The following is a 25,797-nucleotide window of genomic DNA, read 5'->3' as shown; positions in this document are numbered from 1 at the left end:
TGCGTTGAGGGGGCGGCCTCCGGGCCGCCCCCTCTTCCACTGTCGAAAGCGACGATTCTGTGAATACGCTGCTGAATAACTCGGACCTCTTCATTACGGGGTTCCGAAACACGCTCATCCTCTTTTTCTTCTCGGCGATCTTCGCCCTGATCCTCGGCACCGTCGTCGCCGCCCTGCGGGTGTCCCCCGTCCCCGCCATGCGTGCGACCGCGACGCTCTACGTCAACGTGGTGCGCAATACCCCGTTGACCCTGGTGCTGTTCTTCTTCGCTTTGGGTTACCCGAAGCTCGGCCTGGTGCCGATCGACTTCACCACCGCCGCGATCATCGGCCTGAGCCTCTACACGGCCACCTATGTGGCCGAGGCTGTCCGCTCCGGTATCAACACCGTGCCGGTGGGCCAGGCCGAAGCCGCCCGTGCCATCGGCCTGCCGTTCACCCAGACCCTCACCCTGGTGATCCTGCCGCAAGCGTTCCGCGCCGTGATCCCGCCGATGTTCAGCGTCTTCATCGCCCTGCTCAAGAACACCACCGTGGCCGCGGGCTTCTCGGTCTTCGAGGCCGGCGCCATCCGCGCCAACCTCTCCGAGCGCGGCGAACCGGCCCTGACCGGCCTGCTCTGGGTGGCCCTGGTGTTCATCATCCTTGTCTTCATCCTTTCCGCCCTGCAGCGAAAGCTTGAACAGAAGTGGAAGGTTGCCCGATGAGTTCCGTCCTCTTTGACGCCCCCGGCCCCAAGTCCCGTGCCCGCAACCGGATCCTCGGCGTCGTCACCGCCCTGGTGATCCTGCTGATCATCGGTTTTGTCCTGCTCCGGTTCGCCGAAAGCGGCCAGTTCGAGGCGAAGAAGTGGCAGCTGTTCACCTTTCCGCTGGTGCAGCAGACCATCGCCCAGTCCGTCGGCGCCACGCTGTCGGCCTTCGGCACCGCGGCGGTCCTGAGCCTGATCCTCGGCATCCTGCTGGCCTTCGGCCGGCTCTCGGACCGCCGTTGGATCAGCGCCCCGTGCTACGGCTTCACGGAGCTGTTCCGTGCCGTGCCGCTGCTGATCCTGATGATGATCTTCTACTACGGCCTCCCCACCGTCGGCATCCAGGGCATCACGCCCTTCAGCGCCGTCGTGGCCGGCCTGGTGCTGTACAACGGCTCGGTTCTGGCGGAGGTGTTCCGCGCCGGCATCGAGTCGCTGCCGCGCGGCCAGAGCGAGGCCGGCTACGCGATCGGCCTGCCCAAGAGCAAGGTCATGACCAGCATCCTGCTGCCGCAGGCGGTCCGGTCCATGCTGCCGGTCATCATCTCCCAGCTGGTGGTCATCCTGAAGGACACCGCCCTCGGGTTCATCGTGACCTACAACGAGATCCTGTTCCAGGCGAAGTACTTCGGCAGCCAGATCCAGTACGGCTCCCCGATCATTCCGGCCGCCATGGTGGCTGCCGTGCTGTACGTGGGCATGTGCCTGATCCTGGCCGCGATCGCCAAGTGGCTGGAACGCCGGCTCTCCCGCAAGCCGGGCGTGGCGGTGGCCCCGGCGGCCAGCGTGCCCGCCGACGCCTAGCCGCACCAGCAACGCAGCTTCAACGCAGAACGGCCCGGAACCTCAGGTTCCGGGCCGTTCGTGTTTCGGGCGTGTGAGGGCCCGTGCTGCCCTACTGGGCGCCGGGCAGACCCAGCCAGTCGCGCAGCGCGCGCAGGCACTCGCGGATGGCCGCGGCGTCGACGTGTTCGTTGTCCTTGTGCGCCAGCAGCGCATCCCCCGGGCCGAAGTTCACGGCGGGGACGCCCAGTTCGCTGAAGCGGGCGACGTCGGTCCAGCCGTACTTGGGCTTCGGCTCGGCACCGACGGCGGCCACGAAGGACGCGGCGGCCGGGTGGTTCAGGCCCGGCCGGGCACCGGCGGCGCCGTCGGTGCGGACCAGGTCGAAGCCGGCCAGCAACTCGCGCACGTGCGCCTCGGCCTGCGCCATGGTCTTGTCGGGAGCGAAGCGGTAGTTGATCTCCACCACGCAGCGGTCGGGGATGACGTTGCCGGCCGTCCCGCCGTGGACGCGCACGGCGTTCAGGCTCTCCCGGTAGTCCAGACCGTCGACGGCGACCGTCTTCGGCTCGTATGCCGCCAAGCGTTCCAGGATGGGGGCCGCGGCGTGGATGGCGTTGCTGCCCATCCAGGCCCGTGCGGAGTGGGCCGCCTCGCCGAGGGTGGTGGCCTCGAAGCGGATGGTGCCGTTGCAGCCGCCCTCGACGGTGCCGTCCGTGGGTTCGAGCAGGATCGCGAAGTCGCCCTCGAGGAGGTCTCCGTGGTTGCGCACCAGCCGGCCCAGGCCGCTCTTCACGCCCTCGACCTCCTCGTGGTCGTAGAAGACAAAGGTGACGTCCTTGTCCGGTGCCGCGCCGCCGTCGAACATTCCGGCCGCCAGGGCCAGCTGCACGGCGACGCCGCTCTTCATGTCGGTGGCGCCGCGGCCGTAAAGGATGCCCTCCCCCGGCGCGCCGGAGGCCCAGTAGGAGGGGACGGTGCCGAGGGAGCCTTCGGTGGTGGGCAGCGGCACCGTGTCCAGGTGCCCGGCCAGGATGACCCGCTCGGCCCGGCCCAGCGAGGTGCGGGCGACGATCGCGTCGCCGTCGCGGGTCAGCTCCAGCTGCGGGACGGCCCGGAGCGCGTGCTCGACGGCGTCCGCCAGCCTGCGCTCCTCCCCCGAAACGCTGAAGATATCGATGATGTCTGCGGTCAAAAGGGCCACGTCCTGGTGCAGATCCAGGCGGGCGGGGGCGCTTTGCTCAGTCACCGTCCCACTGTAGCGTCCGCGCACCGTCACCGTTTTAGAAGACGGCGGGGCCCGTCGATAGACTTGGGCGCATGACTGACAACGCTTCCTCCGCCGCGCCCGCCGACTCCCGCTCCGCCTACGGTTACGGGGTGGCCACCATCGCCACCCGCGACGGGGAAGCCACCGTGCTGGACGCCTGGTTCCCGGCCCCGGCCCTCGGAACCGCCGCGGAGAGCCTGCGCGACGTCACCAACGCGGACCAGACGCTGCAGGACATCGCGGCGGCGGGCGGCGACGCCGACCGCGGCACCGAGCAGAAGGTCATCTTCGCCCAGATCAACCTGGATGAGGCCCCCGCGGACACCGCCGATGCGTACCTGCGCCTGCACCTGCTCTCGCACCGCCTGGTCAAGCCCAACAGCATCAACCTTGACGGCATCTTCGGCAAGCTGCCCAACGTCGTCTGGACCAACTTCGGGCCCGCCCCGGTGGAGGGCTTCGAAATGACCCGCGCCCGGCTCCGCCGCCGCGGCGCCGTCACCGTCTACGGCGTGGACAAGTTCCCCCGCATGGTGGACTACGTCCTCCCCTCCGGCGTCCGGATCGCCGACGCCGACCGGGTCCGCCTCGGCGCGCACCTGGCCGAGGGCACCACGGTCATGCACGAGGGCTTCGTGAACTTCAACGCCGGCACGCTCGGCACCTCCATGGTCGAGGGCCGGATCTCCGCCGGTGTCGTCGCAGGCAACGGCACCGACGTCGGCGGCGGCGCCTCGATCATGGGCACCCTCTCCGGCGGCGGCAAGGAACAGATCTCGCTCGGCGAGCGGGTCCTCCTGGGCGCGAACTCCGGCGTCGGGATCAGCATCGGCGATGACTCCGTGGTGGAGGCCGGCCTGTACGTCACCGCCGGCACCCGCGTCCGCGTTGTGGGCCCGAACGACGCCGACGGCGAGGACACCACCCGGATCGTGAAGGCCGTGGAACTCTCCGGCGTCCCGAACCTGCTGTTCCGCCGCAACTCCACCAGCGGCCAGGTGGAAGTACTGCCGCGCAAGGGACAGACCGTGGAGCTCAACGAGGCTCTGCACGCCAACTAGGCACCGGCCGAGAGCCTGACGGCTCAGGATTCGACCGGCCCCGCGGGGCCCGAGGGAGTATTTACGTGGCACGCAGACGTGGCTGGCGCCGCAGGATCGTGCTGTTGCTGGTCCTGGCGATGGTGGGCGGCGCCGTATACACCGCCGTCGCCTTCCTGCAGCGGTCCGAGACCCTGGTGACCGAGGGCTGCGAGGTCCCCGGCGCGGACGAGGACCTCGCCACCGACCAGGCCGGGTACGCCGCCCTGATCAGCGCGGTCGCCGTGCGGCGCGGCCTGCCTGCCCGCGCCGCCAGCATCGCCCTGGCCACCTCGTTGCAGGAATCCAAGCTCCGCAACATCGGCCACGGGGACGAGGCCGGACCGGACTCTCGCGGGCTCTTCCAGCAGCGGCCCTCGCAGGGCTGGGGCACCGAGGCCGAGGTGATGGACCCGTACCATGCCACCAATGCCTTCTACGATGCGCTGGTCAAGATTCCCGGCTATGAGTCGCTGCCCATCACCGCCGCCGCGCAGGAGGTCCAGCGTTCGGCCTACCCGGGCGCCTACGCCCAGCACGAACCCACGGCACGGGCCTTCGCCTCCGCCCTGACCGGGCAGTCGCCGCAGGCCCTGGACTGCACGCTGCGCGCCCCCGACGCCGCCGGTGACCCGGCCGCCGTGCAGCAGCGGCTGACGTCGGCATTCGGAGCGCTCGACGCAGGCACGGAGGGGCGCACGCTCACCGTGCAGGCGCGGGACACCCGGGCGTGGGCCGTGGCCCAGTGGGCGGTGGCGAACGCGAAGTCGCTGTCCATCACCGCGGTAGCCGTCGACGGCCAGAACTGGACCCGGTCCGACCATAAGGGCTGGCAGCCCGGGGACGCCCCGGCCGGCCAGGTCAGCATCACGGTCGCGGCGGAACCGGCCAAGTAGCCGGGACAGCCACAACGCAAAGCCGGCGGGCCCGGACGACCGGTCGCCCGATCAGGCCAGCAGTTCGATGACCGGCTGGACGTAGCTGCGGAACAGCTCCGGGTCCGCGGCCAGCGCCGAGCTCATGATGATCTTGTCCGGCTCCAGGTACCAGGCCCGCGGCTCGGCCAGCGGCAGCTCAATGATGGTCAGCTCGAAGTCGGGGGCATCCCGGCCGGCCTCCAGCAGGCGGTCCTCGACCATGTCGGCCAGGATCGAGGCGGCGCCGTTGGCATCCCGTTCAGCCTCGAGTGCGCGGTACTCCCCCTGGCGCTCCCTGGCCCAGCTGAGCGCTGCGCCGAAGTGTGCCTGCAGCACGCGCCGCAGGGCCGGGGAGTTGCCGAAGGCACGGAAGCCAGGCGGCCCGAGCTCGGGCTCCATCTCCGGGTGCGCCTTGAGCAGCTGCGACCACCAGGCCTCCCACTCCGTCTTCAGCGCCGGCATCCCGCCCACCTCGTTGATCAGGTGGGAATGGTTCGACGGATGGATCTTGGGAACGACCGGGCAGAGGACCGGATGACCCACGGTCTCCAGGCCGGCCGCGTCCCGTACATACAGCGCGATCAGCATGGGACCCGAGGTGTCCATGGTGATCCGCCAGCCGGGCCCGCCTGTGTGGTGCATCCGATGTGCCTCCCTTGGCAAGACGTACTTTTTCAGTGTATTCCCGTTGGCCGCACAGGTTAATGGCGGGCACAGGTTGGTGGCGGTGCAGGTGATGGTCCCCGGCGGTCAGGCAGGGACCGGGTGCCGCCGGTCCAGGGTCGAAAGGTGCGCCTCAAGGACGTCGCGGCACACCTGTGCCGTCATCCATTCCGGCTGCAGCAACGCGTGCAGGACCAGCCCGTCGAGGGTTGCCAGGAGTCGCTCGGCCTCGGTGACAAGCTGTTGCTGGTCCGGCTCCGCCCCGTCTCCGGCGAGGCTAAGCACGAGGCGGCCGACGACGGCGGCCACCGCCCGGTGGCTGCGGTCCGCCTCCGGGACCAGGAAAGGGCGGGTGCGGGCGGCGGCCTTGAAGGCCATCCAGACGCAGGCGTCCACGGCCCGCTCCTCATCGAGCGGCAGCAGTTCCTCCAGCAGCGCCAGCACGGCGGTCCGGTGGCCGGGGGTGCCGGAGGCCGCCCCGGCGAGCTGCTCCTCGGCGGCGAGCAGCCGACCGGTGATGCTGTCAACGGCGACGCTGAAGGAGTGGATGAGCAGCTCGTCGCTGCTGGCGAAGTAGTGCCGCACGGAGCCGACGGCCAGGCCGGCCTCGTCGGCCACCTCACGCAGGGACGCCCGTTCCAGGCCGTCGGTGGCGATAATGCGGAACACCGCGTCGACAATTTCCTGGCGCCGCAAAACAGCGTCGACAAATTTGGGCATTGCTCCTTTTTAGCACGCATGTGCCCCGTCCGCGGCGAACCACGCCGTCCCACCCGTCACTCCCGTACCAGCTACGGGTGCTCCCGGCACGGAAAACGGCGGCGGCCGCGCCCCCGGGAAGGGTGCGCGGCCGCCGCCGTCAGGCTGTGCACAACTGTGCGGTGCCGTCGGATGGGTCCTAGACGGCCGGGTAGTTCCGTTCCGGCTCTCCCGTGTACAGCTGGCGCGGGCGGCCAATCTTGGTGTTCGGGTCGCTGATCATCTCGCGCCACTGGGCGATCCAGCCGGGGAGGCGGCCGATCGCGAAGAGCACGGTGAACATCTTCTCCGGGAAGCCCATGGCCTTGTAGATCAGGCCGGTGTAGAAGTCCACGTTGGGGTAGAGCTTGCGCTGGATGAAGTAGTCATCCTGCAGCGCCTTCTCTTCGAGGCGGAGGGCGATCTCGAGCAGTTCGTCGTTGCCGCCGAGCTTGCTGAGGATCTCGTGGGCTGTGGCCTTGACGATCTTGGCGCGCGGGTCGTAGTTCTTGTAGACCCGGTGGCCGAAGCCCATCAGGCGGACGCCGTCTTCCTTGTTCTTGACCTTCTCCATGTAGTCCTCGGGCTTGATGCCGTCGGCCTGGATCTGGCGGAGCATCTTGAGGACGGCCTCGTTGGCGCCGCCGTGGGCGGGGCCGAAGAGGGCGTTGATGCCGGCGGAGACGGAAGCGAAGAGGTTGGCGTTGGAGGAGCCCACCAGGCGGACCGTGGAGGTGGAGCAGTTCTGCTCGTGGTCCGCGTGCAGGATGAGCAGCAGGTCCAGGGCCTTGGCGACGACCGGGTCCACCTCGTACTGCTCGGCGGGGAGGCCGAAGCTCAGGCGCAGGAAGTTCTCCACCAGGTTCATGGAGTTGTCCGGGTACAGCATCGGCTGGCCGATGGACTTCTTCAGCGCGTAGGCGGCGATGACCGGCATCTTGGCCAGCAGGCGGTAGGTGGAAACCTCGACGTGCTCGGCGTTGAACGGGTCCAGCGAGTCCTGGTAGAAGGTGGACAGCGCGGAGACGGCGGAGGACAGCACCGGCATCGGGTGCGCATCGCGCGGGAAGCCGCTGAAGAAGCCCTTGAGCTCCTCGTGCAGCAGGGTGTGGTGGCGGATCCGCTGGTCGAAGGCGTCCAGCTCGGCCGGCGTCGGCAGGTTGCCGTAGATCAGCAGGTAGGACACCTCGAGGAAGCTGGAGTGCTCGGCGAGCTGCTCGATCGGGTAGCCCCGGTAGCGCAGGATGCCGGCGTCGCCATCGATGTAGGTGATGGCCGAGGTGGTGGCCGCGGTGTTCATGAAACCGGGGTCAAAGGCAACGGCGCCGGTCTGCTTCAGCAGCTTGGAAACGTCGTAGCCTTCGTTTCCTTCAACAACCTTGATGCGCGGGAGCTCAAGCTCGCCGCCTGCATGACGCAGGGTTGCGCTGGTGGTCTCAGTCATGGATTCTCCTCATGAGGCCCTGGGCCCCTGTTGAAAGCTTGATCCAACATCTGGTGAAGCCGCCCACGGAATCCGCATCTGCATGCCGGTTCCAACGGCCGCGCTGCCTTCTTGTGGAAAGCCACCATTGATCGTCAGTTAAAAAGTACCGGGAGTTCGCGGGTGGCACTAATCCGCGGGGCTTCAAGCCGGCGAATCCGCGCTTTGTGTGCCCCGCGTCACAGCATCGTTACGGTCCCGTAGCCAGACGCTCCGCGGCGGCGTCAATCCCCTCGTCGCTGGCCGTCAGCGCCACCCGCACGAAGCCGTTGCCGGCGTCGCCGTAGAACACCCCGGGGCCGACGACGATCCCGCGGTCCGCCAGCCGCCCCACCGTGTCCCAGGTCGGTTCGCCCGCGGTGGCCCACAGGTAGAGGCCGGCGCGGGACTCGTGGATGGTCAGCCCGAAGGCCTCCAGGGCGGGAACGATCCGCTCGCGGCGGCCGCGGTACAGGTCCTTCTGCGCGGTGACGTGGGCGTCGTCGCCGAGCGCCACGCGCATGGCCTCCTGGACCGGGTAGGGCACAATCATCCCGGCGTGCTTGCGGCTGTTGACCAGGTTGGCCATCAGCGCCCCGTCGCCGGCAACGAAGGCGGCCCGGTAGCCGGCCAGGTTGGACTGCTTGCTCAGCGAGTAGACCGCCAGCAGCCCCTCGTGGGAGCCGCCTGCCACCCGCGGGTCGAGGATGCTGGGCACGGGTTCGCCGCCCCGCTGGACGTCCCATTTGCCCCAGCCCAGTTCGGCGTAGCACTCGTCGGAGGCGACGACGGCGCCCAGCTCACGTGCCTGCGTCACGATCCGGCGCAGGGACTCGGCGTCGCGGACGCTGCCGGTGGGGTTGGCCGGAGAGTTGACCCAGACGAGCCGGACGCGCGAGCGCGTGCCGGCGTCGAGTTCATCGAGGTCGTCGGCGGCGACGTGCTCGGCGCCGGCGAAGGTGGCCCCGATGTCGTAGGTGGGGTAGGCGACGGTGGGCCGGACGACGACGTCGCCGGGCTTGAGGCCGAGCAGGAACGGCAGCCAGGCCACCAGTTCCTTGGACCCGACGGTGGGCATGACGTTCTGCGGGTCGAGGCCGGGGACGCCGCGGCGGCGCTCGAACCAGGCGGCGATGGCCTCGCGGAGGGCGGGGGTGCCGTGCACGGTCGGGTAGCCGGGGGCGTTGGCCGCGGCCCGGAGGGCGTCCTGGACCAGCGCGGGCGTGTCATCCACCGGGGTACCGATGGACAGGTTGGCCACTCCCCCGGGATGCCCGGCGGCGCGGGCGCTGTAGGGCGCCATCGCCTCCCACGGGTAGTCGGGCAGGCTGAGGCCGAAGCTGCGCACCGCAGAAGTCACCGTGGGTCCGTCCTAGTGGTCTTGGTTCTGCGGCGGCAGGGCGGCGATCATCGGGTGGTCGGTGTGGGTGTTGCCGATCTTGGCGGCGCCGCCCGGGGAACCCAGCACGTCGAAGAACTCGACGTTGGCCTTGTAGTAGTCCGCCCACTCTTCGGGGGTGTCGTCCTCGTAGTAGATCGCCTCGACGGGGCAGACCGGCTCGCAGGCACCGCAGTCCACGCACTCGTCCGGGTGGATGTACAGGGAACGCTCACCCTCGTAGATGCAGTCGACGGGGCACTCCTCAATGCATGCCTTGTCCTTAACATCTACACACGGCTGCGCGATTACGTACGTCACGACCCTGGCCTCTCCACGTTGGCTCCGGCTTACGCCGGGCGTTCTGCCCCGGCCTGAGCGCCGGGCTGCTGACTTCCGAGCCTATTATCCCCCAGCCCGCTCCCACCAACCTACCCGGCCGTCACAGACGCACGCGGCGGGCGGTCCGGCCGCGGACCTAGGATAGGGCGGTGAGCGTTTCCCCTTCCCGGCCCCGTGACTTCCTGGCCTCCGCCGCGCCGGGCACCCGGGTGGTGGTCCGGTACCGGATCGACGGCGGCCTGACCGACGCGCTGGGCGAACTGCTGGGCTGCGACGGCATCGAGTGCACGGTGCGCACGCGCCGGGAGGATACGGTCATCACGCTGGCGTCCGTGGTGGCGGCCAAGGCCGTGCCCCCGCCTCCGCCGCGCCGGGTGCCGCGGGTGAGGCCGGGCTCAAGTGAGCCGGAGAAATCCCAAGACGCGGCCGGCCCGGAGGAAGCCTAGGACGCGGGTTCCTCGACGCTGTCCGGGAGCTTCCGCATGGACATCAGCGGCGAGAACAGCACCGGCGCCACGGAGAGCAGGCTCAGTGCGGCACCCAGCCACATGGCCGGCACCATCCCGATGGATTCGCCGAGGAAACCGCCGATCAGGGCCGCCACCGGCATGACGCCCCAGACGACGCAGCGGACGGAGGCGTTCATCCGGCCGAGCAGCCGCGGCGGGCAGACCCGCTGCCGCATGGTCAGCTGCATGATGTTGTAGACCAGCGCGCCGAAGGTGGTGCCGAACTCGGAGATGGTCAGCAGCACCAGGGCGTTGCCGGGTTCGGTCTGCAGGGCCGCCACCGGCACCAGCACCAGCGCCAGCGACCCCAGCAGTGCCCCCGCCGGGATGACCCGGCCCTCGCCGATCCGGCGGGCAAGCCACGGACCGGACACCGCGCCCAGCAGGCCGCCCGCGGCGCCGACGGACATGATGATGCCCATGCCCTGGGGGCCAAGCCCCAGCTGCCGAAGCACCAGCACCGGCAGCAGCGTGAACACCAGCATGCTGGCGAAGTTCATGCCGGCGGTGCAGAGCACCACGCGGCGGATCAGTTCGTGCCGCACCACGAAGGCGAGGCCCTCGCGGATCTCGGTGCCCAGCGAACCGTGCTCCCGGGCCGGACGGGGTTCCTCCCGGTCGCGGGTGCGGCTCAGGAACAGGGCGGAGAGCAGGTATCCCACGGACTGGCCGACAAAGAGCACCGGCGCCGTCACCACGGCCAGGAGCGCTCCGCCGGCGGCCGGGCCGCCGATCCGGGCGATCTGGGCCGTGGCCTCAAGTTTGGAGTTAGCCTCGCCCACATGGCGGGCGGGCACCAGCAGCGGCACGAAGCTCTGGTAGGAGACGTCGAAGAACACGGTGGCGACGCCGACGACGGCGGAGATGACGTAGAGGTGCCAGACCTGCAACGCACCGGCCCACCAGAGCAGGGGCACGGCGCTGATCGCGACCATCCGGACCAGGTCCGCGATGATCATGGTGCGGCGCTTGAGCCAGCGGTCCACCCAGGCGCCGGCGGGCAGTCCGACCAGCAGGAAAGCGGCGAGTCCGGCGGCGTTGAGGATGCCCACCTCGAACTCGGTGGCGCGCAGCAGGGTCACGGCCAGGACGGGGAACGCGAGCTGCCCGAGCTGGGCGCCGAGCTGGGAGAGGGACTGGGCGGTCCAGAAGACGCCGAAGTTGGCGTCCCGCCACAGCGAGGCCGCCCCCCGGGAAGTGTCCTCCGGGGCCTCAGCGTCCCCGCCGACGTCGGAATCCGCGGCGTAGTCGGCGGGTTTCTGGGCTGTCACCGGGTCAGCTTTGCAGTAGAGGTGACAGCTGTCAATCACTTCGCGGCGCGCCGGGGCGGCGGTGTGCCGCACCGGCGCCGGCAGGACCGGGAGGGCCGGTTAAACGGCACTGCCGCCGGGGCGGCGGTTGGACCGCCTGCCCCGACGGCAGTTCGTGGTGGCGCTGGAAGCACCGGTGCCCTGGCGGGCTGGACCCTAGGCCTTGGCGCGGGCGCGGTTGGCCTTGGCACGCTCGTTGGAGTCCAGGATCAGCTTGCGGATACGGATATCCTCCGGGGTGACCTCGACGCACTCGTCCTCGCGGGCGAATTCGAGGGATTCCTCGAGGGTCAGCTCGCGCGGCGGGGTCAGGTTCTCGAAGGAGTCCGAGGAAGCGGCACGCATGTTGGTGAGCTTCTTTTCCTTGGTGATGTTGACGTCCATGTCATCGGCGCGGGAGTTCTCGCCGACGATCATGCCCTCGTAGACCTCGGAGGTGGGCTTCACGAAGAAGGAGCCGCGTTCCTGCAGGTTGATCATCGCGAACGGGGTCACGACGCCGGCGCGGTCGGCGATCATCGAACCGTTGGTGCGGTATTCGATCGGGCCGGCCCACGGCTCGTAGCCCTCGGAGATGGAGGCGGCGATGCCGGCGCCGCGGGTGTCCGTGAGGAACCGGGTGCGGAAGCCGATCAGGCCACGGGCGGGAACGATGAACTCCATGCGGCACCAGCCGGTGCCGTGGTTGGCCATGTTGGTCATGCGGCCCTTGCGGGCGGCCATCAGCTGCGTCACGGCGCCGAGATACTCCTCGGGCACATCGATGGTCATGTGTTCCATCGGCTCGTGGACCTTGCCGTCGATGGTCTTGGTGACAACCTGCGGCTTGCCGACGGTCAGCTCGAAGCCTTCGCGGCGCATCTGCTCGACCAGGATGGCGAGGGCGAGCTCGCCACGGCCCTGGACTTCCCAGGCGTCGGGACGCTCGGTCGGGAGGACCTTGATGGAGACGTTACCGATCAGTTCCTTGTCGAGGCGGTCCTTGACCTGGCGTGCGGTGACCTTGGCGCCCTTGACCTTGCCGGCCAGCGGCGAGGTGTTGATACCGATGGTCATCGAGATGGCCGGGTCGTCAACGGTGATGAGCGGCAGCGGCTGCGGGTTCTCGGCGTCGGTCAGGGTCTCACCGATGGTGATCTCCTCGATACCGGCGACGGCGACAATCTCGCCCGGTCCGGCGGACTCGGCCGGGACACGGTCCAGGGCCTTGGTCGCCAGCAGTTCGGTGATCTTGACGTTCTTGAGCTCACCGTTGGCGCGGGCCCAGGCCACGGTCTGGCCCTTGCGCAGGGTGCCGTTGTAGATGCGGAGCAGCGCGAGGCGGCCGAGGAACGGGGAGGCGTCCAGGTTGGTGACGTGTGCCTGCAGCACACCCTCCGGGTTGTAGGTCGGGGCCGGAATGTGCTCAATGATGGTCTTGAAAAGCGGTTCCAGGTCCTCGTTCTCCGGAGCGGTGCCGTCGGCGGGCTGCTCGAGGGAGGCGCGGCCAACCTTGGCGGCGGCGTAGACGACGGGAACTTCGAGGATCTTGTCCAGGTCCAGGTCCGGAACTTCGTCCGCGAGGTCGGAGGCCAGGCCCAGGAGCAGGTCCATGGACTCGTGCACGACTTCCTCGATGCGGGCGTCGGGACGGTCGGTCTTGTTGACCAGCAGGATCACCGGCAGGTGCGCGGCGAGGGCCTTGCGCAGCACGAAGCGGGTCTGCGGCAGCGGGCCTTCGGAGGCGTCCACGAGGAGGACGACGCCGTCGACCATGGACAGGCCGCGCTCGACCTCGCCACCGAAGTCGGCGTGGCCGGGGGTGTCGATGACGTTGATGGTGATGGTCTCGCCGTTGGAGGACGGACCGTTGTAGGCCACCGTGGTGTTCTTGGCCAGGATGGTGATGCCCTTTTCGCGTTCCAGGTCACCGGAGTCCATGACGCGGTCTTCGAGGTGGTTGTGCTCGGCAAAGGAGTTGGTCTGCTTGAGCATGGCGTCGACCAGGGTGGTCTTGCCGTGGTCAACGTGGGCCACAATCGCGACGTTGCGCAGGTCACTGCGCAATGCAGTGGCTACCGCAGTGTTGGTGGTGGTTTCAGACATGCGTTATTGCTCGATTCAGTGGTGAAGTCAGCTGTTGTATCGCGACATTTCCGACCGGAACGCACGACAGGAATGGCCCGTTCGCACAGGGCACCTGCATCCATTCTAGCGGCACGGGCTTTTATTGGCCTAAATCGCCCGTCGGCCCGGGGATCTTCGGGAACCGTGTCCCGCGCCCGACGACGGCGGCAGGGGCGCACGGGCGTCGTGTCCCCGTGAGGAATGTCACTGGCTTTTGAGAGCGAAGTACCGCATTATTGCCGTGGTAAAGAAAAGCAAAGCCCGGAGACCCCAGATGCGAATCGCCTCGGCTCTGACCCGCTACGCCGCACCTGTGATCGCCACCGGCGTTCTCCTGGCCGGCTGCGGGCAGGCACCCACCCCTTCCTCGTCCGGCCCGGACTCACCGGCCAGCGCCAGCGCCCCAGCCTCCGCCGTACCCGGCAAGTCGGCGGCCCGTGCGGGCGCCGGCGTGTCCGGCGAACCCGTCGCGGCCGGCGGCCAGAAGTCCCTGCTGGCACCCCTGCCCAACCCGGCCACCATGGCCCCGGGCACGGTCTACCGCAACCCGGCCAACGGCCGGGACGAGGTCATCGTGGCCAACATCAACCGGACCGCGCTCCTGATCGGCGACTCCCAGTCCGAGCCGACCAACGGGTGGCCCCGGCAGGGCCTCTCCGCGGCCGGATACGACGTTTTCTTCTGCGGCCTGGGCGGAACCGGCTATGTCGCGGCGAACGGGAAGACCGGCAACTACATCGACGCCCTGCAGCGCGGGGACTGGAAGCTGCCCTACGGCGCGCCCGCCCTGGTCGTGATGGAAGGGGGCGGCAACGATGCCACCCGCGGGGCCACCGACGCCCAGATCGTGGCCAATGCCGAGCGGCTGATCGCCTCCCTCAAGCAGCGCTATCCCGCCGCCCGGCTGGCGATGATCGGCACCCTGGCCCGCGGGGCGAACTACGGCGGCGGCCGCCGGACGCAGGTGGATTCGTTGCTGGGCGGCCTCGCGGCCCGGCATTCCATCCCGTTCATCAGCACCGGCGACTGGCTGACCAAGTACAACCTGACCTCGCAGATGGCCGACGGCGTGCACATGAACAGCACCGGACACGCCGCGCTGGGTAAGATCCTGGCCGGCCGGCTCAAGGATCTGGGCCTCGAACTGCCGCCGCCCGGGCCCGTGACCACCGAGCCCGGCAACTAGGCAGCGGTACCGGCGGACCGTGAAGAGTTAAGAAAGGGAGCCGGTGACCACCCCCGCGGGGTGGTCACCGGCTCCCTTTGTTAGTGAGGGCCCGGAGGGGCGTCCTGCCTGGAGGTCAGGCGACGTCCGGCGGGAGCATCAGCTTGGCGCCGGGGATGGCGTTCAGCAGGGCCTTCGTGTACTCCTTCTGCGGCGCGTCGAAGACGTCGTCGGTCGAACCGGTCTCCACCAGCTTGCCCTTTTCCATCACGCAGACGTGGTCCGCGATCTGCCGGACCACGGCCAGGTCGTGGGTGATGAAGAGGTAGGTCAGGCCCAGCCGCGACTGCAGGTCCGCGAGCAGGTTGAGCACCTGCGCCTGGACCAGCACGTCGAGCGCGGAGACGGCCTCGTCGCAGATGATGACCTCGGGATCGAGGGCCAGGGCACGGGCAATCGCGACGCGCTGGCGCTGGCCGCCGGAGAGCTCGTTCGGGTAGCGCTGCATGGTGGACTGCGGCAGGGCCACCTGGTCCAGCAGTTCGCGCACCTTCTTTTCCCGGCTGGCCTTGGTCCCGATCTTGTGGGTCCGCAGCGGTTCCTCGATGGTCCGGAAGATGTTGTACATCGGGTCGAGGGAACCGTAGGGGTCCTGGAAGATCGGCTGGACGCGGCGCCGGAACGCGAAGATTTCCTTGGCGTTCAGCGTCGAGGTGTCCACGCCGTCGAACACGATCTTGCCGGAGGTGGGCTGGAGCAGGTTTAGCACCATCTGGGCCACCGTGGACTTGCCGGAGCCCGACTCCCCCACGATCGCCGTCGTCGTGCCGCGCTTGACGCTGAAGGACACGTCGTCCACCGCGGTGAAGTCGGTGGACCGGCCCAGGCCGGAGCGGAGCTTGAAGACCTTGCGGAGGTTCTCGATCTTGAGTACCTCGTCCGGCTTCGCGGCCTCGACCACGCCCTCCTCGGCGGGGGCGAGCAGGTCCTCGGACTCGACGCCCTGCTCCTTGGCTGCCTGGATCCGGCGGGACGCCAGCGACGGCGCGGAGGAGACCAGGCGCTGGGTGTACGGGTGCTGCGGGTTGCGCAGCAGCTCCAGCGACGGACCCGATTCCACCACCTGGCCGCGGTACATCACGACCACCTTGTCGGCACGTTCGGCGGCGAGGCCAAGGTCGTGGGTGATCAGCAGCACGGCGGTGCCGAGCTCGGTGGTCATCTTGTCCAGGTGGTCAAGAATCTGACGCTGCACGGTCACGTCCAGGGCCGACGTCGGCTCATCGGCGATGAGCAGGCGCGGCTGGCAGGACAGGCCGATGGCGATCAGCGCACGCTGGCGCATGCCGCCGGAGAACTCGTGCGGGTACTGCTTGGCGCGCCGGGCGGCGTCGGGCAGGCCCGCCTCCGAGAGGACCTTGGCGACGTCGTCGGGACCGTCGGGCAGCCCGTTGGCCTTGAGCGTCTCGCGGACCTGCTGGCCGATCTTCCAGACCGGGTTGAGGTTGGACATCGGGTCCTGCGGGACCATGCCGATGCTGTTGCCGCGCAGTTCGATCATGCGCTTCTCGCTGGCGTTGGAGATGTCCTCGCCGTCGAACAGGATCTGGCCGCCGGAGACCCGGCCGTTGGTGGGCAGCAGGCCGATCGCGGCCAGCGCGGTCGTCGACTTGCCCGACCCGGACTCGCCCACGATCGCGACCGTTTCGCCCGGCATCACGGTGAGGTGGGCGTTGCGGACGGCGTTGACGTCGCCGCCGCCGGTCTTGAAGGTGATCGCCAGGTCCCGGATTTCCAGGAGCGGACGCACGGCGGCCGTTCCCTCTTCACGGATTTCAACAGGGGTGTTCATGGCTTCCCCTTTCATCGCTTGCGCGCTTTGGGATCGAGAGCATCACGGAGGGCGTCGCCCAGCATGATGAAGCTCAGAACGGTGATGGAGAGGGCGATGGCCGGGTAGAGCAGCGGCATCGGGTTCGAGCGCAGCGAGGCCTGCGCTGCCTGGATGTCGTTGCCCCAGGACATCACGCTGGGCGGGAGGCCGATGCCCAGGAAGGACAGCGTGGATTCCGCCACGATGAAGGTGCCCAGGGAGATGGTGGCCACGACGATGATCGGGGCCAGCGAGTTCGGCATGACGTGACGCATGAGGGCGCCGAACTTGGACACGCCCAGGGAGCGCGCGGCGGTGACGAAGTCGGCATTGCGGACCTCGATCACGGCGCCGCGGGTGATGCGGGCGATCTGCGGCCAGCCGAACGCCATCAGGATCAGTACCAGGGTCCACGCGGTGCGGTTGGAGCGGAACATCGGCAGCTGCATGACGACGATTGCGCCGAGGATCAGCGGGAGCGCGAAGAAGATGTCGTTGATCCGGGCCAGGACCGCGTCAACCCAGCCGCCGTAGTAGCCGGCCAGGGCGCCCATGATGCCGCCGATGACCAGCACACCGATGGTGGTGAACAGGCCGACGGTCACCGAGGAGCGCGTGCCGTAGATGACGCGGGCGTAGACGTCGCAGCCCTGCTGGGTGAAGCCCAGCGGGTGGCCGCCAGTGGGTCCACCGTCGGAGTTGGCCAGCTGGCAGGCCTCGGAGGTGGGGTCGATGCCGGAGAACAGTCCCGGGAAGAGGGACACGGCCACGACCACCAGGATCAGGAACGCGGAGATCAGGAACAGCGGCTGCTTGCGCAGGTTGCGCCAGGCCTCGGCCCAGAGGCTCAGGGGTGCCTGATCCTCCTTGACCTTGTCCGTGGCCTGCAGCGGGGTCTCGGAGAAGTCGGCGACGAAGTGCTCGATGTGGCGCGGGGCGGGCATCGGAGCGTCCTGCCGTGCGGGATTGGTTTCAGGAGTCATAGCGGATCCTCGGGTCAAGCCAGGCGTAGAGCAGGTCAACGAGCAGGTTGGAGAGGCAGTAGATCAGCACCAGGACGGTGACGATCGAGACCACCGTGGGTCCCTCGCCGGAGAGCACGGCCCGGTAGAGCCGGTTGCCGACGCCGGGCACGTTGAAGATGCCTTCGGTGACGATCGCGCCGCCCATCAGGCTGCCCAGGTCCGCGCCCAGGAAGGTGATGACGGGGATCAGGGAGTTACGCAGGATGTGCACGCGGACCACGCGGAACCGTGACAGGCCCTTGGCGGTGGCGGTGCGCACGTAGTCGGCGTTCATGTTCTCGATCACGGAGGTGCGGGTCAGGCGCAGCACGTACGCGAAGGAGCCCAGGCCCAGCACGATCGCCGGCAGGATCAGGTCCTGCACCGTGGCCGCGGAGCTGACCGTCGGCTTGGCCCAGCCGAGCTGGACGCCGATGGTGAACTGCAGCAGGAAGCCGAGCACGAAGATCGGGATGCCGATGACGATCAGGGACGCCACGAGGACGGTCGCGTCGAAGAGCTTGCCCTTCCGCAGGCCGGCGATCAGGCCGAAAATGATGCCGAAGAAGGCCTCGAAGATCAGCGCCATGATGGCCAGGCGGGCGGTAACGGGGAACACCTCGCCCAGCACGGCGGCGATGGGACGGCCGGAGAAGTCCTGGCCGAGGTCGAAGGTGAAGATGCTCTTGAGGTAGAGCAGGTATTGGATCCAGAAGGGCTGGTCCAGGTGGTACTGCGCGCGGAGCTTCGCGGCGACGGCCTCGTTGACCGGCTTGTCGCCGAAGAGGGCGACGATCGGGTCACCGGGGAGGCTGAAGACCAGGAAGTAGACCAGCAGCGTTGCGCCCAGGAAGACGGGGATCAGTTGGAGAAAACGCTTGAGGATGTAAGTCGCCATCAGCGAAGCACACCCTTGTCAGCAGGCATCCGGTCCAGGGATGCGGCGGAGTTGTTCATCGAAGAACCTTTTCACTATGGACTGCGGCCCGGCGCCGGGTCGGTCACGGAGGACGGGCTGCAGAGTTCACCCGAGGCGGTGGCCGTCAGGGCGGACTGTCAGGGAGAACTTTCGGGGATCTGTCGGGAAAACAGAGTGGAAGCAGAACAACGGCGGAGGCCCCAATCCAGGCAGCCCCCGCCGTCGTTCAGTTATTTACTTGCCGCTGATGTTGTAGTACAGCGGGACGCCGTCCCAGCCGTAGTCAACGTTGGTGACCTTGTCGCTCCAGCCGCCCTGGGCAACCTGGTACCACAGGGGGATGGCCGGAAGGTCGGTCAGGAGGATTTCCTGGGCCTTGTTCATGGCCTTGTTGCCGTCGGCGACGGTGGAGGCGTTCAGGCCGTCGGAGATGGCCTTGTCGAACGTCGGGTTCGCGTACTTCGCGTCGTTGGAACCGGCACCGGTCTTGTAGATCGGGCCGAGGAAGTTGTACAGCGACGGGTAGTCTGCCTGCCAGCCGGCGCGGATGGCACCGGTCAGGGTCTTGGCGGTGGCGTCGTTGCGGGCTTCCTTGAACGTGGCGTACGGCTTGCCCTCAACCTTGATGCCGAGGGTGTTCTTCAGCTGGTTCACAACAGCCTCAACCCATGCCTTGTGGCCGCCCTTGTCGGCGTTGTAGGCGATGGTGAAGGTCTTGTCAGCGTCCCACTTCTGGATCGCGTCAGCCTTGGCCCAGGCGTCCTTGGCCTTGGTGGCGTCGAACTTCAGGTTGTCCGAACCCGGGATCGAGTCGCTGTAGCCGTCCAGCACGGGGGCGGTGAAGTCCTTGGCAGGCTGGCGTGCACCGTTGAAGATGACCTTGGTGATCTCATCGCGGTTGATGGCCATGGAGATGGCCTGGCGGCGCAGCTTGCCGGCCTCGCCGCTCCACTCCGGCAGGTATTCCGGGATGGCGATGGTCTGGTTGCCGGCGTACGGCTTGTTGATGGTGCGGTCACCCAGGTCGGACTTGTAGTTCTTCAGGGCGCTCGTCGGGATGGTCTGCAGGATGTCCAGGTTGTTGGACAGCAGGTCCTGGTAGGCGGCGTCGTCGTTCTGGTAGATCTTGAACGTCACGCCGGCGTTCTTGGCCTTGCGCGGGCCGTTGTAGTCCGGGTTCGGGACCAGCTGGATCTGCACGTTGTGCTGCCAGCCGCCGTCGGCCATCTTGTACGGGCCGTTGCCGACCGGCTTCTCGCCGAAGCCCTTCGGGTCCTTCAGGGCACCGGACGGGACCGGCACGAAGGCGGTGTAGCCCAGGCGCAGCGGCCAGTCGGATTCCGGCTGGGAGAGTTCAACGGTGAAGGTCTGGTCGTCAACGACCTTCAGGCCGGACATGGTCTCGACCGTGGAGCCTTCCTTGCTGGCCTCGTCGTAGCCCTTGATGGACTCGAAGAAGCCACCGCTGAGCTGTGCGTTCTTCGCGGCGGCACCGAAGTTCCAGGAGTCAACAAAGGTCTTGGCCGTGATGGCCTCGCCGTTGGTGAACTTCTGGTCCTTCTTGATCTTGATCGTGAAGTGCTGGCCGTCCTTGCCCTCGATGGACTCGGCCAGTTCGTTCACGGGCTTGCCGTTGGGGTCGTAGCTGACCAGACCGGAGAACATCATGTCGATGACCTTGCCGCCGCCAACTTCATTGGTGTCGGCGGGCATCAGCGGACGCTGGGGCTCGGAACCGTCAGCAATGATGACCTTGCTGGTGTCGCCACCGGTGCTGCCGCCGGCGGTGTTGGAACCGCCGCCGCCGCAACCGGTCAGGGTCATGGCAGCGATAGCCACCAGGCCCAGTGCTTTGGAAGTGCGCGAAAAACGCATTCCTCCTCCTAAGAGTTGTGGGAGTTCTGCGGGAGAGACTTGTGCTTCCCGGCAGGCGCGGGCACAGGGATATCCCTGTGACGTGGCCTACATATGGAAGTAGCCTAACCGCAAGATGTCCAGATCATGGAACTCCGTTGCCAAACCGTGACTCGACAGCACTGTGACGGCTAGCGTCACGCGCAACGTATTTCAAGTCACAGATTACTGGCTGGTAGGATTCGTGCCCCGCCTTTCGGTTCCTCCTGGATTCCCTCCCTGTTGCCCCTCTCCTAACCGCTCCCTTAGCTGGCGCCCGAGAGCAGCTGGGCACGCAGTTCCCGCCGTTCCCGCTGCTTCTCCGGGTCCGGCAGGGGCACCGCGGCCAGCAGGCGCTGGGTGTACGGTTCCTGCGGGTTGCGCAGGATCTGGTCGCGGCTGCCCTGTTCGACGATCCGGCCCCGCTGCATCACGCAGATGCGGTCGGCGAGGACGTCGACGACGGCGAGGTCGTGGGTGACGAAGAGGCAGGCGAAGCCGAGTTCCTTCTGCAGGTTCTGGAACAGCTCCAGCACCTTGGCCTGGACCGAGACGTCCAGTGCGGAGGTGGGCTCGTCGGCCACCATCAGCTTGGGCTTCAGCGACAGCGCCCGGGCGATGCCGACGCGCTGCTTCTGCCCGCCGGAGAGTTCGTGCGGGTAGCGGTTGCGGTAGTTGCGCGGCAGTTCCACCTGGTCCAGCAGCGCCTCGATCCGGGACTGCAGCTCGGCGCCCTTCGCCACGCCGGCCAGGAACATCGGCTCGCCGATGCTCTCGCCGATCGGCAGGCGGGGGTTCAGCGAGGAGGACGGGTCCTGGAAGACCATGCCCACGTGGCGGCGCATCTCGTGCAGCTGCCGGCCGTTGCGTTTGGCGGCGGAGATGTCCTGGCCCACCACCTTCATGGTGCCGGCCGCGACGGGCAGCAGGCCGACGGCGGCGCGGCCGATGGTGGTCTTGCCGGAGCCGGACTCCCCCACCAGGCCGACGACCTGGCCCGGGTAAATCGCCAGGTTGGCGCCCTCGACGGCGCGGAACGCCGGCACCCGGCCCTGCTTGGGGTATTCGATGGCGACGTCGGTCAGTTCCAGGACCGGATCGCCCTGCGGCTTGGCGGCCTCCGCGGCGGCGGCGAGGGCCGCGGCGTTGGCCCGCTCCCGGCGGAGGAGCTCCTCGTGCGGGATGGCTTCGAGGTCGGCCTGGGTAGCGGCGGCGAGGGCCGCGGTAACGTCGACGTCGCCGTCGGCCTCCCCGCCCTGGCCCAGGTGCGGGACGGCGTCCAGCAGCGCCTTGGTGTACTCGTGCTGCGGGTTGTGGAAGATTTCCGCCGCCGTGCCGGTCTCGACAATCACACCGCGGCGCATGACCGCGATCCGGTCCGCGAGGTCGGCGACGACGCCCATGTCGTGGGTGATCAGGACAATCGCGCTGTCGAGCTTGTTGCGGAGGTTGCGCATGAGGTCCAGGATTTCGGCCTGGACGGTGACGTCGAGGGCCGTGGTGGGCTCGTCGGCGATCAGCAGCTTGGGGTCGCAGGAGAGCGACTGGGCGATCATGGCGCGCTGCCGCTGGCCGCCGGAGAGCTGGTGCGGGTAGGAGCGGAAGGCCTTCTCCGGATCCGGTAACTCCACCAGCTCGAGCATCCGGACGGCCCGTTCCCTGGCCTGGTCCGGGGAGACCTCGTTGTGCAGCCGGATGGTCTCCACGATCTGCGACCCGACGGTGTAGACCGGGTTCAGCGCGGTCATCGGCTCCTGGAAGATCACGGCGACGTCCTTGCCGCGGACGGCCCTGATGTTGGCCTCGCTGCCGCCGAGGAGTTCCTTGCCGGCCAGCTTGACGCTGCCGCTGACGCGGCTGTTGCTCGGCAGCAGGCCCAGAAGCGCCATGGAGCTGGCGCTCTTGCCCGAGCCGGACTCGCCGACGATCGCCAGGACCTCACCGGCCCGGACCTCGTAGTTCAACCGGATGGCGGCCGGGACCCATTTCTTGTCCACGCCGAAGTCGACGCTGAGGTCGCGGACCTCCAGGACGACGTCGCCCTTGCCGGGGGCGGAGGGCTGCGCCGGGTCCACGGTGATGAAGTCAGTCATGATGGGGTGTTCCTTCCGCCGGGCCGCCGCACCGGGAATTTAGTGCGCACGGCCGGAATGCTGAAATATGGGGGGCATGAGCACAGTGCCCGATGCCGGAAACGTCGAAATCTTCAAGGCCCGGACCAACAAATGGTTCGCCGGCCTGGCCTGGGGTGTCGGGCTGCTGGGCCTCGTCGTGACGGTGGCCTCGGCCGGTCCCGCGGGGCTGCTGGGCACCGCTCCCCTGCTGCTGGTGGCCTTCCTGGGCTGGCAGTTCTTCTGGCTCCCCGCCGTCGTGGTGCACGACAGCGGGGTCACCCTGGAGAACCCGTTCCGGTCCGTCGAGGTGCCGTGGGCGGCGCTGGTGCACGTGGACACCCGCTACGCCCTGACGCTCGTGACGGCACAAAAGAGCTACGCCGCGTGGGCAGCCCCCGCGCCGGGCATCTGGGGCGGCCGCAACGCCCGTCCCGAGGACCTGCGCGGGCTGCCGGACACCAGCTACGGCCCGGGCAACTCGGTGCGCCCGGGCGATTTGAAGACCACCGACTCGGGCCAGGCCGCCCGGCTGGTGCGCGGCCGCTGGCAGGCCCTCGTGGAGACTGGCGCCCTGGCCGCCGGCGAGGCCGCCACCACCGCAGTATCCGTGACCCCGCGGTGGGCGGCGATCGCCGTCGCCGTGCTGCTGCTGGCGGCCAGCGCCTGGACCGTCGCCGCCGTCTAGCCTGCGGCCCGGGTTCGGGGCTGTCACCTTAGTCGTCCTTGGTGCCGTTGAAGGCGGTGACCGCGGACTTTTCCGCGGCCGGCGAGGCACCCGCCCCGGCGGAAGAACCCGCCGGGGCGCCCGCGGCGGCGTCGGCCTCGCGGGCCTTCTTGGCGTTGAACTTCTTCTGCCGCGGGTCGAAGGCGTCCCGCAGTCCGTCGCCGATGAAGTTGATGCTCAGGCAGATCAGCACAATGAACAGGCCGGGGAACCAGAACAGCCAGGGCCGGGTGGCGAAGGCCTGCTGGTTCTGCGAGATGAGCAGGCCCAGGGACGTGTCCGGGGCCTTGACGCCGACGCCCAGGAAGCTCAGCGCGGTCTCGGTGAGGATGGCCGCGGACATGGTGAGGGTGACGTTGACGATCAGGACGCCGACGGCGTTGGGCAGGATGTGCTTGAAAATGATCCGGGCGTTGCTGGCACCGGAGATCCGGGCGGCGTCGACGAATTCGCGTTCCCGCAGGGACAGGAACTCGCCGCGCATGAGCCGGGCGAGGCTGACCCAGCTGATCAGGCCGAGGAAGATGCCCAGGGCCAGGACGCCGTTGGTGCTGGCGAAGGAGGCGAACCAGCTGCCGGAGTCGCGCCGGCCGGCCATCTGGGCCATGACCGCTGCGAGGAGCAGTGCCGGGATGATGATGATGACGTCGGTGAGGCGCATCAGGACGGCCTCGGCCCAGCCGCGGAAGTAGCCGGAGATGGCTCCCACCAGGACACCGAGCAGGCCGGCAATCACGCCGATGACCACCATGACGGTAATGGACTGCTGCGCGCCGCGCATGGTCATGGCGAACAAGTCGCGGCCGATCCGGTCCTGGCCGAAGGGGTGCTCGCCCCAGGCCAGCGGCCAGAGCGAGGAGGTGGGGGCGCCGTCGTTGACCAGGGCGGAGACCTGCTCGTGGTTGTACTTCCACCAGCCGGGGATGCCGAGGTAGCCCACTGAGGTGAAGGCCATCAGGAAGATGATGGCGAAGACCACCAGGCCGATAATCGCGCCGGTATGGCCGAGGAAGCGCTTGCGCACGATCTGGCCCTGGCTTAGGCCCTTGGCCTCGAGGACGGGTTCGATGCCGGCCGCGGGGGCACCCTTGAGGGCCGCGTCCTCGGCCATGATTTCGTCTTGCTGGCTTGGCTGGCTCATGCTTTTACCCTTACGCGCGGATCAAGTGCGGAGTAGGCGAGGTCCGCAATGAGGTTGAAACCCATGGCCGTGATGGCCACACAGACGAAGACGCCCATGACTGGGTTGGGGTCGGTGTGGGAGATGCCGTCCAGGAACAGGAAGCCCATGCCGCGCACCGAGAACACGGATTCGGTGATGACGGCGCCGCCGATCAGGCCGCCGATGTCGAAGGCCACGATCGTGGCGATGGGAATCAGGGCGTTCCGGAAGGCGTGCCGCATGACCACGGTCCGTTCCGAGACGCCCTTGGCCCGGGCGGTGCGGATGTAGTCCATGTTCATGATTTCCAGCATCGAGGCCCGGGTGAAGCGGGTGTAGCTGGCCAGCGAGATGAGGATCAGGGCCATGGTGGGCAGGATCAGGTGAGTGAAGGAATCCAGCCCCAGGATCCAGAAGTCGCCCTCGATGTTGGGGGTGCCGGCGCCGATCGTGGCGATCGGGCGGCCTCGGACGCGGCTGTTGTCGAAGTAGCTCGGCCAGGCCTGCATGAACCGGTCCAGCAGGATCATTCCGCCGACCAGGAACGAGGTGATCGCTGCGGCGCGCATGGACTGGCCCCGGTCGTAGCCACCCATCAGGTAGCCGATGCCCAGGCCCACCAGGACGGCGGCGACGGCCAGCAGCACGATCATCAGGAAGGTCGCCTGGTTCAGCAGCGGCTGGACCACGAAGTAGAGGACGACGCCGACGGCGACGGCAATCAGCGAGGACTGCAGCGCCTTGCGGTTCTTCAGACCCGCAGAGAGCAGGGTGACGGCGAAGGCGATGCCGACGCCGGCGATCGCAATCACCACCGGGCCGAGGCCCGGGTTCTTGAACCAGAGGGTGGCGGAGAAGTAGACCAGGACGGCGCTGACGAAGGCAAAGACGACAGCGCCGACGGTGAGCCGTCGTCGCAGTGCGCCGCCCGCGGCGACGGCGACGATCACGCCGAGCACCAGCCCGATGGCCAAAGCCACGGGCAGCGGGACGTCGGGGTCCCTCAGGAAGTTGTTGAAGCCGATGGCGCCGAATTCCTTGAGCAGGACGGCGACCCAGAAGATCGGCAGCGAGAAGAACAGGAACGCCATGAAGGTGACGCCGTAGTCCAGGGCGCTGTACTGGCGCAGGGCGGTGATGATGCCGAGCGTGATGCCGATCAGGATGGCCAGGATGGTGGCGCCGGTGACCAGCGTCAGGGTCTGGATCAGGGCGTGGCCGAGGGCGTCCGTGACGGGCTGCCCGGCGATGTTCTTGCCCAGGTCGCAGGAGTTGGCGAACGGCACCAGGCACTGGGCCGCTCCGCCGAGCCAGCGGAAGTAGCGCACCGGGGCGGGGACGTCGAGCTGCAGCAGCTGCGTCCGGGCGTCCATCAGGGCCTGCTTCTGCGGGGAGTTATTGACCCGGAATTCCTCCAGGGGGTCTCCGGACGCCGCTGTCAGGAGATAGACCAGGAAGGAAGCGCCGAGAAGGATGAGGGCGGCCGTCATGAGCCGCCGGACTACGTAAGTCACCATGGGAGTACAACCTCGGTATTCAGGTTCTGGGATTGCCGGGACCGGTTGCTGGGTTCACGCCGGCCGCGGGGATACGGCGGGGCCAAACCTCTGTGGGGTGCCGCTAGAAAGGCGTCGG

The 25,797-nt window shown here is 68.2% G+C and carries 22 protein-coding genes; 7 read left to right on the top strand and 15 right to left on the bottom strand.

What is annotated here, in order from left to right:
• The first annotated feature begins 59 nt into the window (after window positions 1-59).
• Both ABC337_RS13175 and ABC337_RS13170 read left to right on the top strand, forming a co-directional pair.
• Window positions 60-707: an amino acid ABC transporter permease gene (locus tag ABC337_RS13175; protein WP_290255775.1), complete on the top strand. Its 648-nt coding sequence runs from the start codon at window positions 60-62 to the stop codon at window positions 705-707.
• The gene (locus ABC337_RS13170; RefSeq protein WP_412883579.1) at window positions 704-1,555 is read left to right on the top strand and encodes an amino acid ABC transporter permease; all 852 of its coding nucleotides are present in this window, start codon (window positions 704-706) and stop codon (window positions 1,553-1,555) included. Before ABC337_RS13175 ends, ABC337_RS13170 begins: the two co-directional genes overlap by 4 nt.
• A gap of 91 nt (window positions 1,556-1,646) precedes the next feature.
• Here the strand turns inward: ABC337_RS13170 and dapE are convergent, their stop codons facing one another.
• Window positions 1,647-2,783 (bottom strand): succinyl-diaminopimelate desuccinylase, encoded by a 1,137-nt coding sequence (gene dapE / locus ABC337_RS13165; protein ID WP_412883580.1) that lies wholly within the window; start codon window positions 2,781-2,783, stop codon window positions 1,647-1,649.
• Between the two features lie 71 nt (window positions 2,784-2,854).
• Here dapE and dapD point away from each other — a divergent pair, with 71 nt between their 5' ends.
• The gene (gene dapD, locus ABC337_RS13160; protein WP_412883581.1) at window positions 2,855-3,865 is read left to right on the top strand and encodes a 2,3,4,5-tetrahydropyridine-2,6-dicarboxylate N-succinyltransferase; all 1,011 of its coding nucleotides are present in this window, start codon (window positions 2,855-2,857) and stop codon (window positions 3,863-3,865) included.
• A gap of 65 nt (window positions 3,866-3,930) precedes the next feature.
• Window positions 3,931-4,779 carry a hypothetical protein gene (locus ABC337_RS13155; RefSeq protein WP_412883582.1) on the top strand — a complete coding sequence of 283 codons (849 nt, stop codon included), beginning with the start codon at window positions 3,931-3,933 and terminating at the stop codon, window positions 4,777-4,779.
• Between the two features lie 51 nt (window positions 4,780-4,830).
• Here the strand turns inward: ABC337_RS13155 and ABC337_RS13150 are convergent, their stop codons facing one another.
• From ABC337_RS13150 to fdxA, 5 genes are all read right to left on the bottom strand, one after another.
• On the bottom strand, window positions 4,831-5,442 hold the full coding sequence (locus tag ABC337_RS13150; protein ID WP_412883583.1) for a hypothetical protein: 612 nt from the start codon (window positions 5,440-5,442) through the stop codon (window positions 4,831-4,833).
• A gap of 108 nt (window positions 5,443-5,550) precedes the next feature.
• Window positions 5,551-6,183 (bottom strand): TetR/AcrR family transcriptional regulator, encoded by a 633-nt coding sequence (locus ABC337_RS13145; RefSeq protein WP_412883584.1) that lies wholly within the window; start codon window positions 6,181-6,183, stop codon window positions 5,551-5,553.
• Window positions 6,184-6,361: 178 nt separating this feature from the next.
• Window positions 6,362-7,645: a citrate synthase gene (locus ABC337_RS13140; protein ID WP_412883585.1), complete on the bottom strand. Its 1,284-nt coding sequence runs from the start codon at window positions 7,643-7,645 to the stop codon at window positions 6,362-6,364.
• Between the two features lie 229 nt (window positions 7,646-7,874).
• The gene (gene dapC / locus ABC337_RS13135) at window positions 7,875-9,023 is read right to left on the bottom strand and encodes a succinyldiaminopimelate transaminase (protein ID WP_412883586.1); all 1,149 of its coding nucleotides are present in this window, start codon (window positions 9,021-9,023) and stop codon (window positions 7,875-7,877) included.
• Window positions 9,024-9,035: 12 nt separating this feature from the next.
• Window positions 9,036-9,362, bottom strand: a complete 327-nt coding sequence (gene fdxA, locus ABC337_RS13130; protein ID WP_290255783.1) for a ferredoxin — start codon at window positions 9,360-9,362, stop codon at window positions 9,036-9,038.
• A gap of 170 nt (window positions 9,363-9,532) precedes the next feature.
• Between fdxA and ABC337_RS13125 the strand changes: the two genes are divergently transcribed.
• Complete coding sequence (locus ABC337_RS13125) at window positions 9,533-9,829, top strand: putative acetyltransferase (protein WP_412883587.1); 297 nt, start codon at window positions 9,533-9,535, stop codon at window positions 9,827-9,829.
• On the opposite strand, the gene ABC337_RS13120 is transcribed toward ABC337_RS13125, so the two are convergent.
• Both ABC337_RS13120 and typA read right to left on the bottom strand, forming a co-directional pair.
• Window positions 9,826-11,163, bottom strand: coding sequence for an MFS transporter (locus tag ABC337_RS13120; protein WP_412883588.1), 1,338 nt, complete (start codon window positions 11,161-11,163; stop codon window positions 9,826-9,828). The genes ABC337_RS13125 and ABC337_RS13120 overlap by 4 nt on opposite strands.
• A 195-nt stretch (window positions 11,164-11,358) precedes the next feature.
• Window positions 11,359-13,287, bottom strand: a complete 1,929-nt coding sequence (typA, locus tag ABC337_RS13115) for a translational GTPase TypA (protein ID WP_412883589.1) — start codon at window positions 13,285-13,287, stop codon at window positions 11,359-11,361.
• A gap of 295 nt (window positions 13,288-13,582) precedes the next feature.
• Between typA and ABC337_RS13110 the strand changes: the two genes are divergently transcribed.
• The gene (locus tag ABC337_RS13110) at window positions 13,583-14,494 is read left to right on the top strand and encodes an SGNH/GDSL hydrolase family protein (RefSeq protein ID WP_412883590.1); all 912 of its coding nucleotides are present in this window, start codon (window positions 13,583-13,585) and stop codon (window positions 14,492-14,494) included.
• A 115-nt stretch (window positions 14,495-14,609) separates the two neighbouring features.
• Here ABC337_RS13110 and ABC337_RS13105 read toward each other — a convergent pair whose 3' ends face one another.
• The 5 genes from ABC337_RS13105 to ABC337_RS13085 form a co-directional block, all read right to left on the bottom strand.
• Complete coding sequence (locus tag ABC337_RS13105; protein ID WP_412883591.1) at window positions 14,610-16,325, bottom strand: ABC transporter ATP-binding protein; 1,716 nt, start codon at window positions 16,323-16,325, stop codon at window positions 14,610-14,612.
• A gap of 11 nt (window positions 16,326-16,336) precedes the next feature.
• Window positions 16,337-17,329: an ABC transporter permease gene (locus ABC337_RS13100; RefSeq protein WP_364133087.1), complete on the bottom strand. Its 993-nt coding sequence runs from the start codon at window positions 17,327-17,329 to the stop codon at window positions 16,337-16,339.
• On the bottom strand, window positions 17,319-18,248 hold the full coding sequence (locus ABC337_RS13095; RefSeq protein WP_412883592.1) for an ABC transporter permease: 930 nt from the start codon (window positions 18,246-18,248) through the stop codon (window positions 17,319-17,321). The genes ABC337_RS13100 and ABC337_RS13095 overlap by 11 nt, the downstream gene beginning before the upstream one ends.
• A gap of 255 nt (window positions 18,249-18,503) precedes the next feature.
• Window positions 18,504-20,144, bottom strand: a complete 1,641-nt coding sequence (locus tag ABC337_RS13090; RefSeq protein WP_290255791.1) for a peptide ABC transporter substrate-binding protein — start codon at window positions 20,142-20,144, stop codon at window positions 18,504-18,506.
• Window positions 20,145-20,428: 284 nt separating this feature from the next.
• Window positions 20,429-22,255 carry an ABC transporter ATP-binding protein gene (locus ABC337_RS13085; protein WP_412883593.1) on the bottom strand — a complete coding sequence of 609 codons (1,827 nt, stop codon included), beginning with the start codon at window positions 22,253-22,255 and terminating at the stop codon, window positions 20,429-20,431.
• 76 nt (window positions 22,256-22,331) lie between these two features.
• Here ABC337_RS13085 and ABC337_RS13080 point away from each other — a divergent pair, with 76 nt between their 5' ends.
• The gene (locus ABC337_RS13080) at window positions 22,332-22,961 is read left to right on the top strand and encodes a PH domain-containing protein (protein WP_412883594.1); all 630 of its coding nucleotides are present in this window, start codon (window positions 22,332-22,334) and stop codon (window positions 22,959-22,961) included.
• Window positions 22,962-22,989: 28 nt separating this feature from the next.
• Here the strand turns inward: ABC337_RS13080 and ABC337_RS13075 are convergent, their stop codons facing one another.
• Complete coding sequence (locus ABC337_RS13075; protein WP_412884930.1) at window positions 22,990-24,111, bottom strand: ABC transporter permease; 1,122 nt, start codon at window positions 24,109-24,111, stop codon at window positions 22,990-22,992.
• A 26-nt stretch (window positions 24,112-24,137) separates the two neighbouring features.
• A complete protein-coding gene (locus ABC337_RS13070) occupies window positions 24,138-25,679 on the bottom strand; it encodes an ABC transporter permease (protein ID WP_412883595.1) in 1,542 nt (513 codons plus the stop codon).
• Window positions 25,680-25,797 lie beyond the last annotated feature (118 nt).

This window comes from Arthrobacter phoenicis (assembly GCF_047238215.1).
Lineage (GTDB): Bacteria > Actinomycetota > Actinomycetes > Actinomycetales > Micrococcaceae > Arthrobacter.
This window is presented reverse-complemented; position numbering and strand designations above follow the sequence as displayed.

What these genes read in the sequence shown, in the direction of transcription:
- ABC337_RS13075 (WP_412884930.1), bottom strand. Translation starts at nt 24,111, where the DNA reads ATGGCCGAGGACGCGGCCCTCAAGGGTGCCCCCGCGGCCGGCATCGAA.
- ABC337_RS13150 (WP_412883583.1), bottom strand. Translation starts at nt 5,442, where the DNA reads ATGCACCACACAGGCGGGCCCGGCTGGCGGATCACCATGGACACCTCG.
- ABC337_RS13070 (WP_412883595.1), bottom strand. Translation starts at nt 25,679, where the DNA reads ATGGTGACTTACGTAGTCCGGCGGCTCATGACGGCCGCCCTCATCCTT.
- ABC337_RS13085 (WP_412883593.1), bottom strand. Translation starts at nt 22,255, where the DNA reads ATGACTGACTTCATCACCGTGGACCCGGCGCAGCCCTCCGCCCCCGGC.
- ABC337_RS13110 (WP_412883590.1), top strand. Translation starts at nt 13,583, where the DNA reads ATGCGAATCGCCTCGGCTCTGACCCGCTACGCCGCACCTGTGATCGCC.
- typA (WP_412883589.1), bottom strand. Translation starts at nt 13,287, where the DNA reads ATGTCTGAAACCACCACCAACACTGCGGTAGCCACTGCATTGCGCAGT.
- ABC337_RS13100 (WP_364133087.1), bottom strand. Translation starts at nt 17,329, where the DNA reads ATGACTCCTGAAACCAATCCCGCACGGCAGGACGCTCCGATGCCCGCC.
- ABC337_RS13095 (WP_412883592.1), bottom strand. Translation starts at nt 18,248, where the DNA reads ATGGCGACTTACATCCTCAAGCGTTTTCTCCAACTGATCCCCGTCTTC.
- ABC337_RS13140 (WP_412883585.1), bottom strand. Translation starts at nt 7,645, where the DNA reads ATGACTGAGACCACCAGCGCAACCCTGCGTCATGCAGGCGGCGAGCTT.
- dapD (WP_412883581.1), top strand. Translation starts at nt 2,855, where the DNA reads ATGACTGACAACGCTTCCTCCGCCGCGCCCGCCGACTCCCGCTCCGCC.
- ABC337_RS13090 (WP_290255791.1), bottom strand. Translation starts at nt 20,144, where the DNA reads ATGCGTTTTTCGCGCACTTCCAAAGCACTGGGCCTGGTGGCTATCGCT.
- ABC337_RS13080 (WP_412883594.1), top strand. Translation starts at nt 22,332, where the DNA reads ATGAGCACAGTGCCCGATGCCGGAAACGTCGAAATCTTCAAGGCCCGG.
- ABC337_RS13145 (WP_412883584.1), bottom strand. Translation starts at nt 6,183, where the DNA reads ATGCCCAAATTTGTCGACGCTGTTTTGCGGCGCCAGGAAATTGTCGAC.
- ABC337_RS13170 (WP_412883579.1), top strand. Translation starts at nt 704, where the DNA reads ATGAGTTCCGTCCTCTTTGACGCCCCCGGCCCCAAGTCCCGTGCCCGC.
- ABC337_RS13105 (WP_412883591.1), bottom strand. Translation starts at nt 16,325, where the DNA reads ATGAACACCCCTGTTGAAATCCGTGAAGAGGGAACGGCCGCCGTGCGT.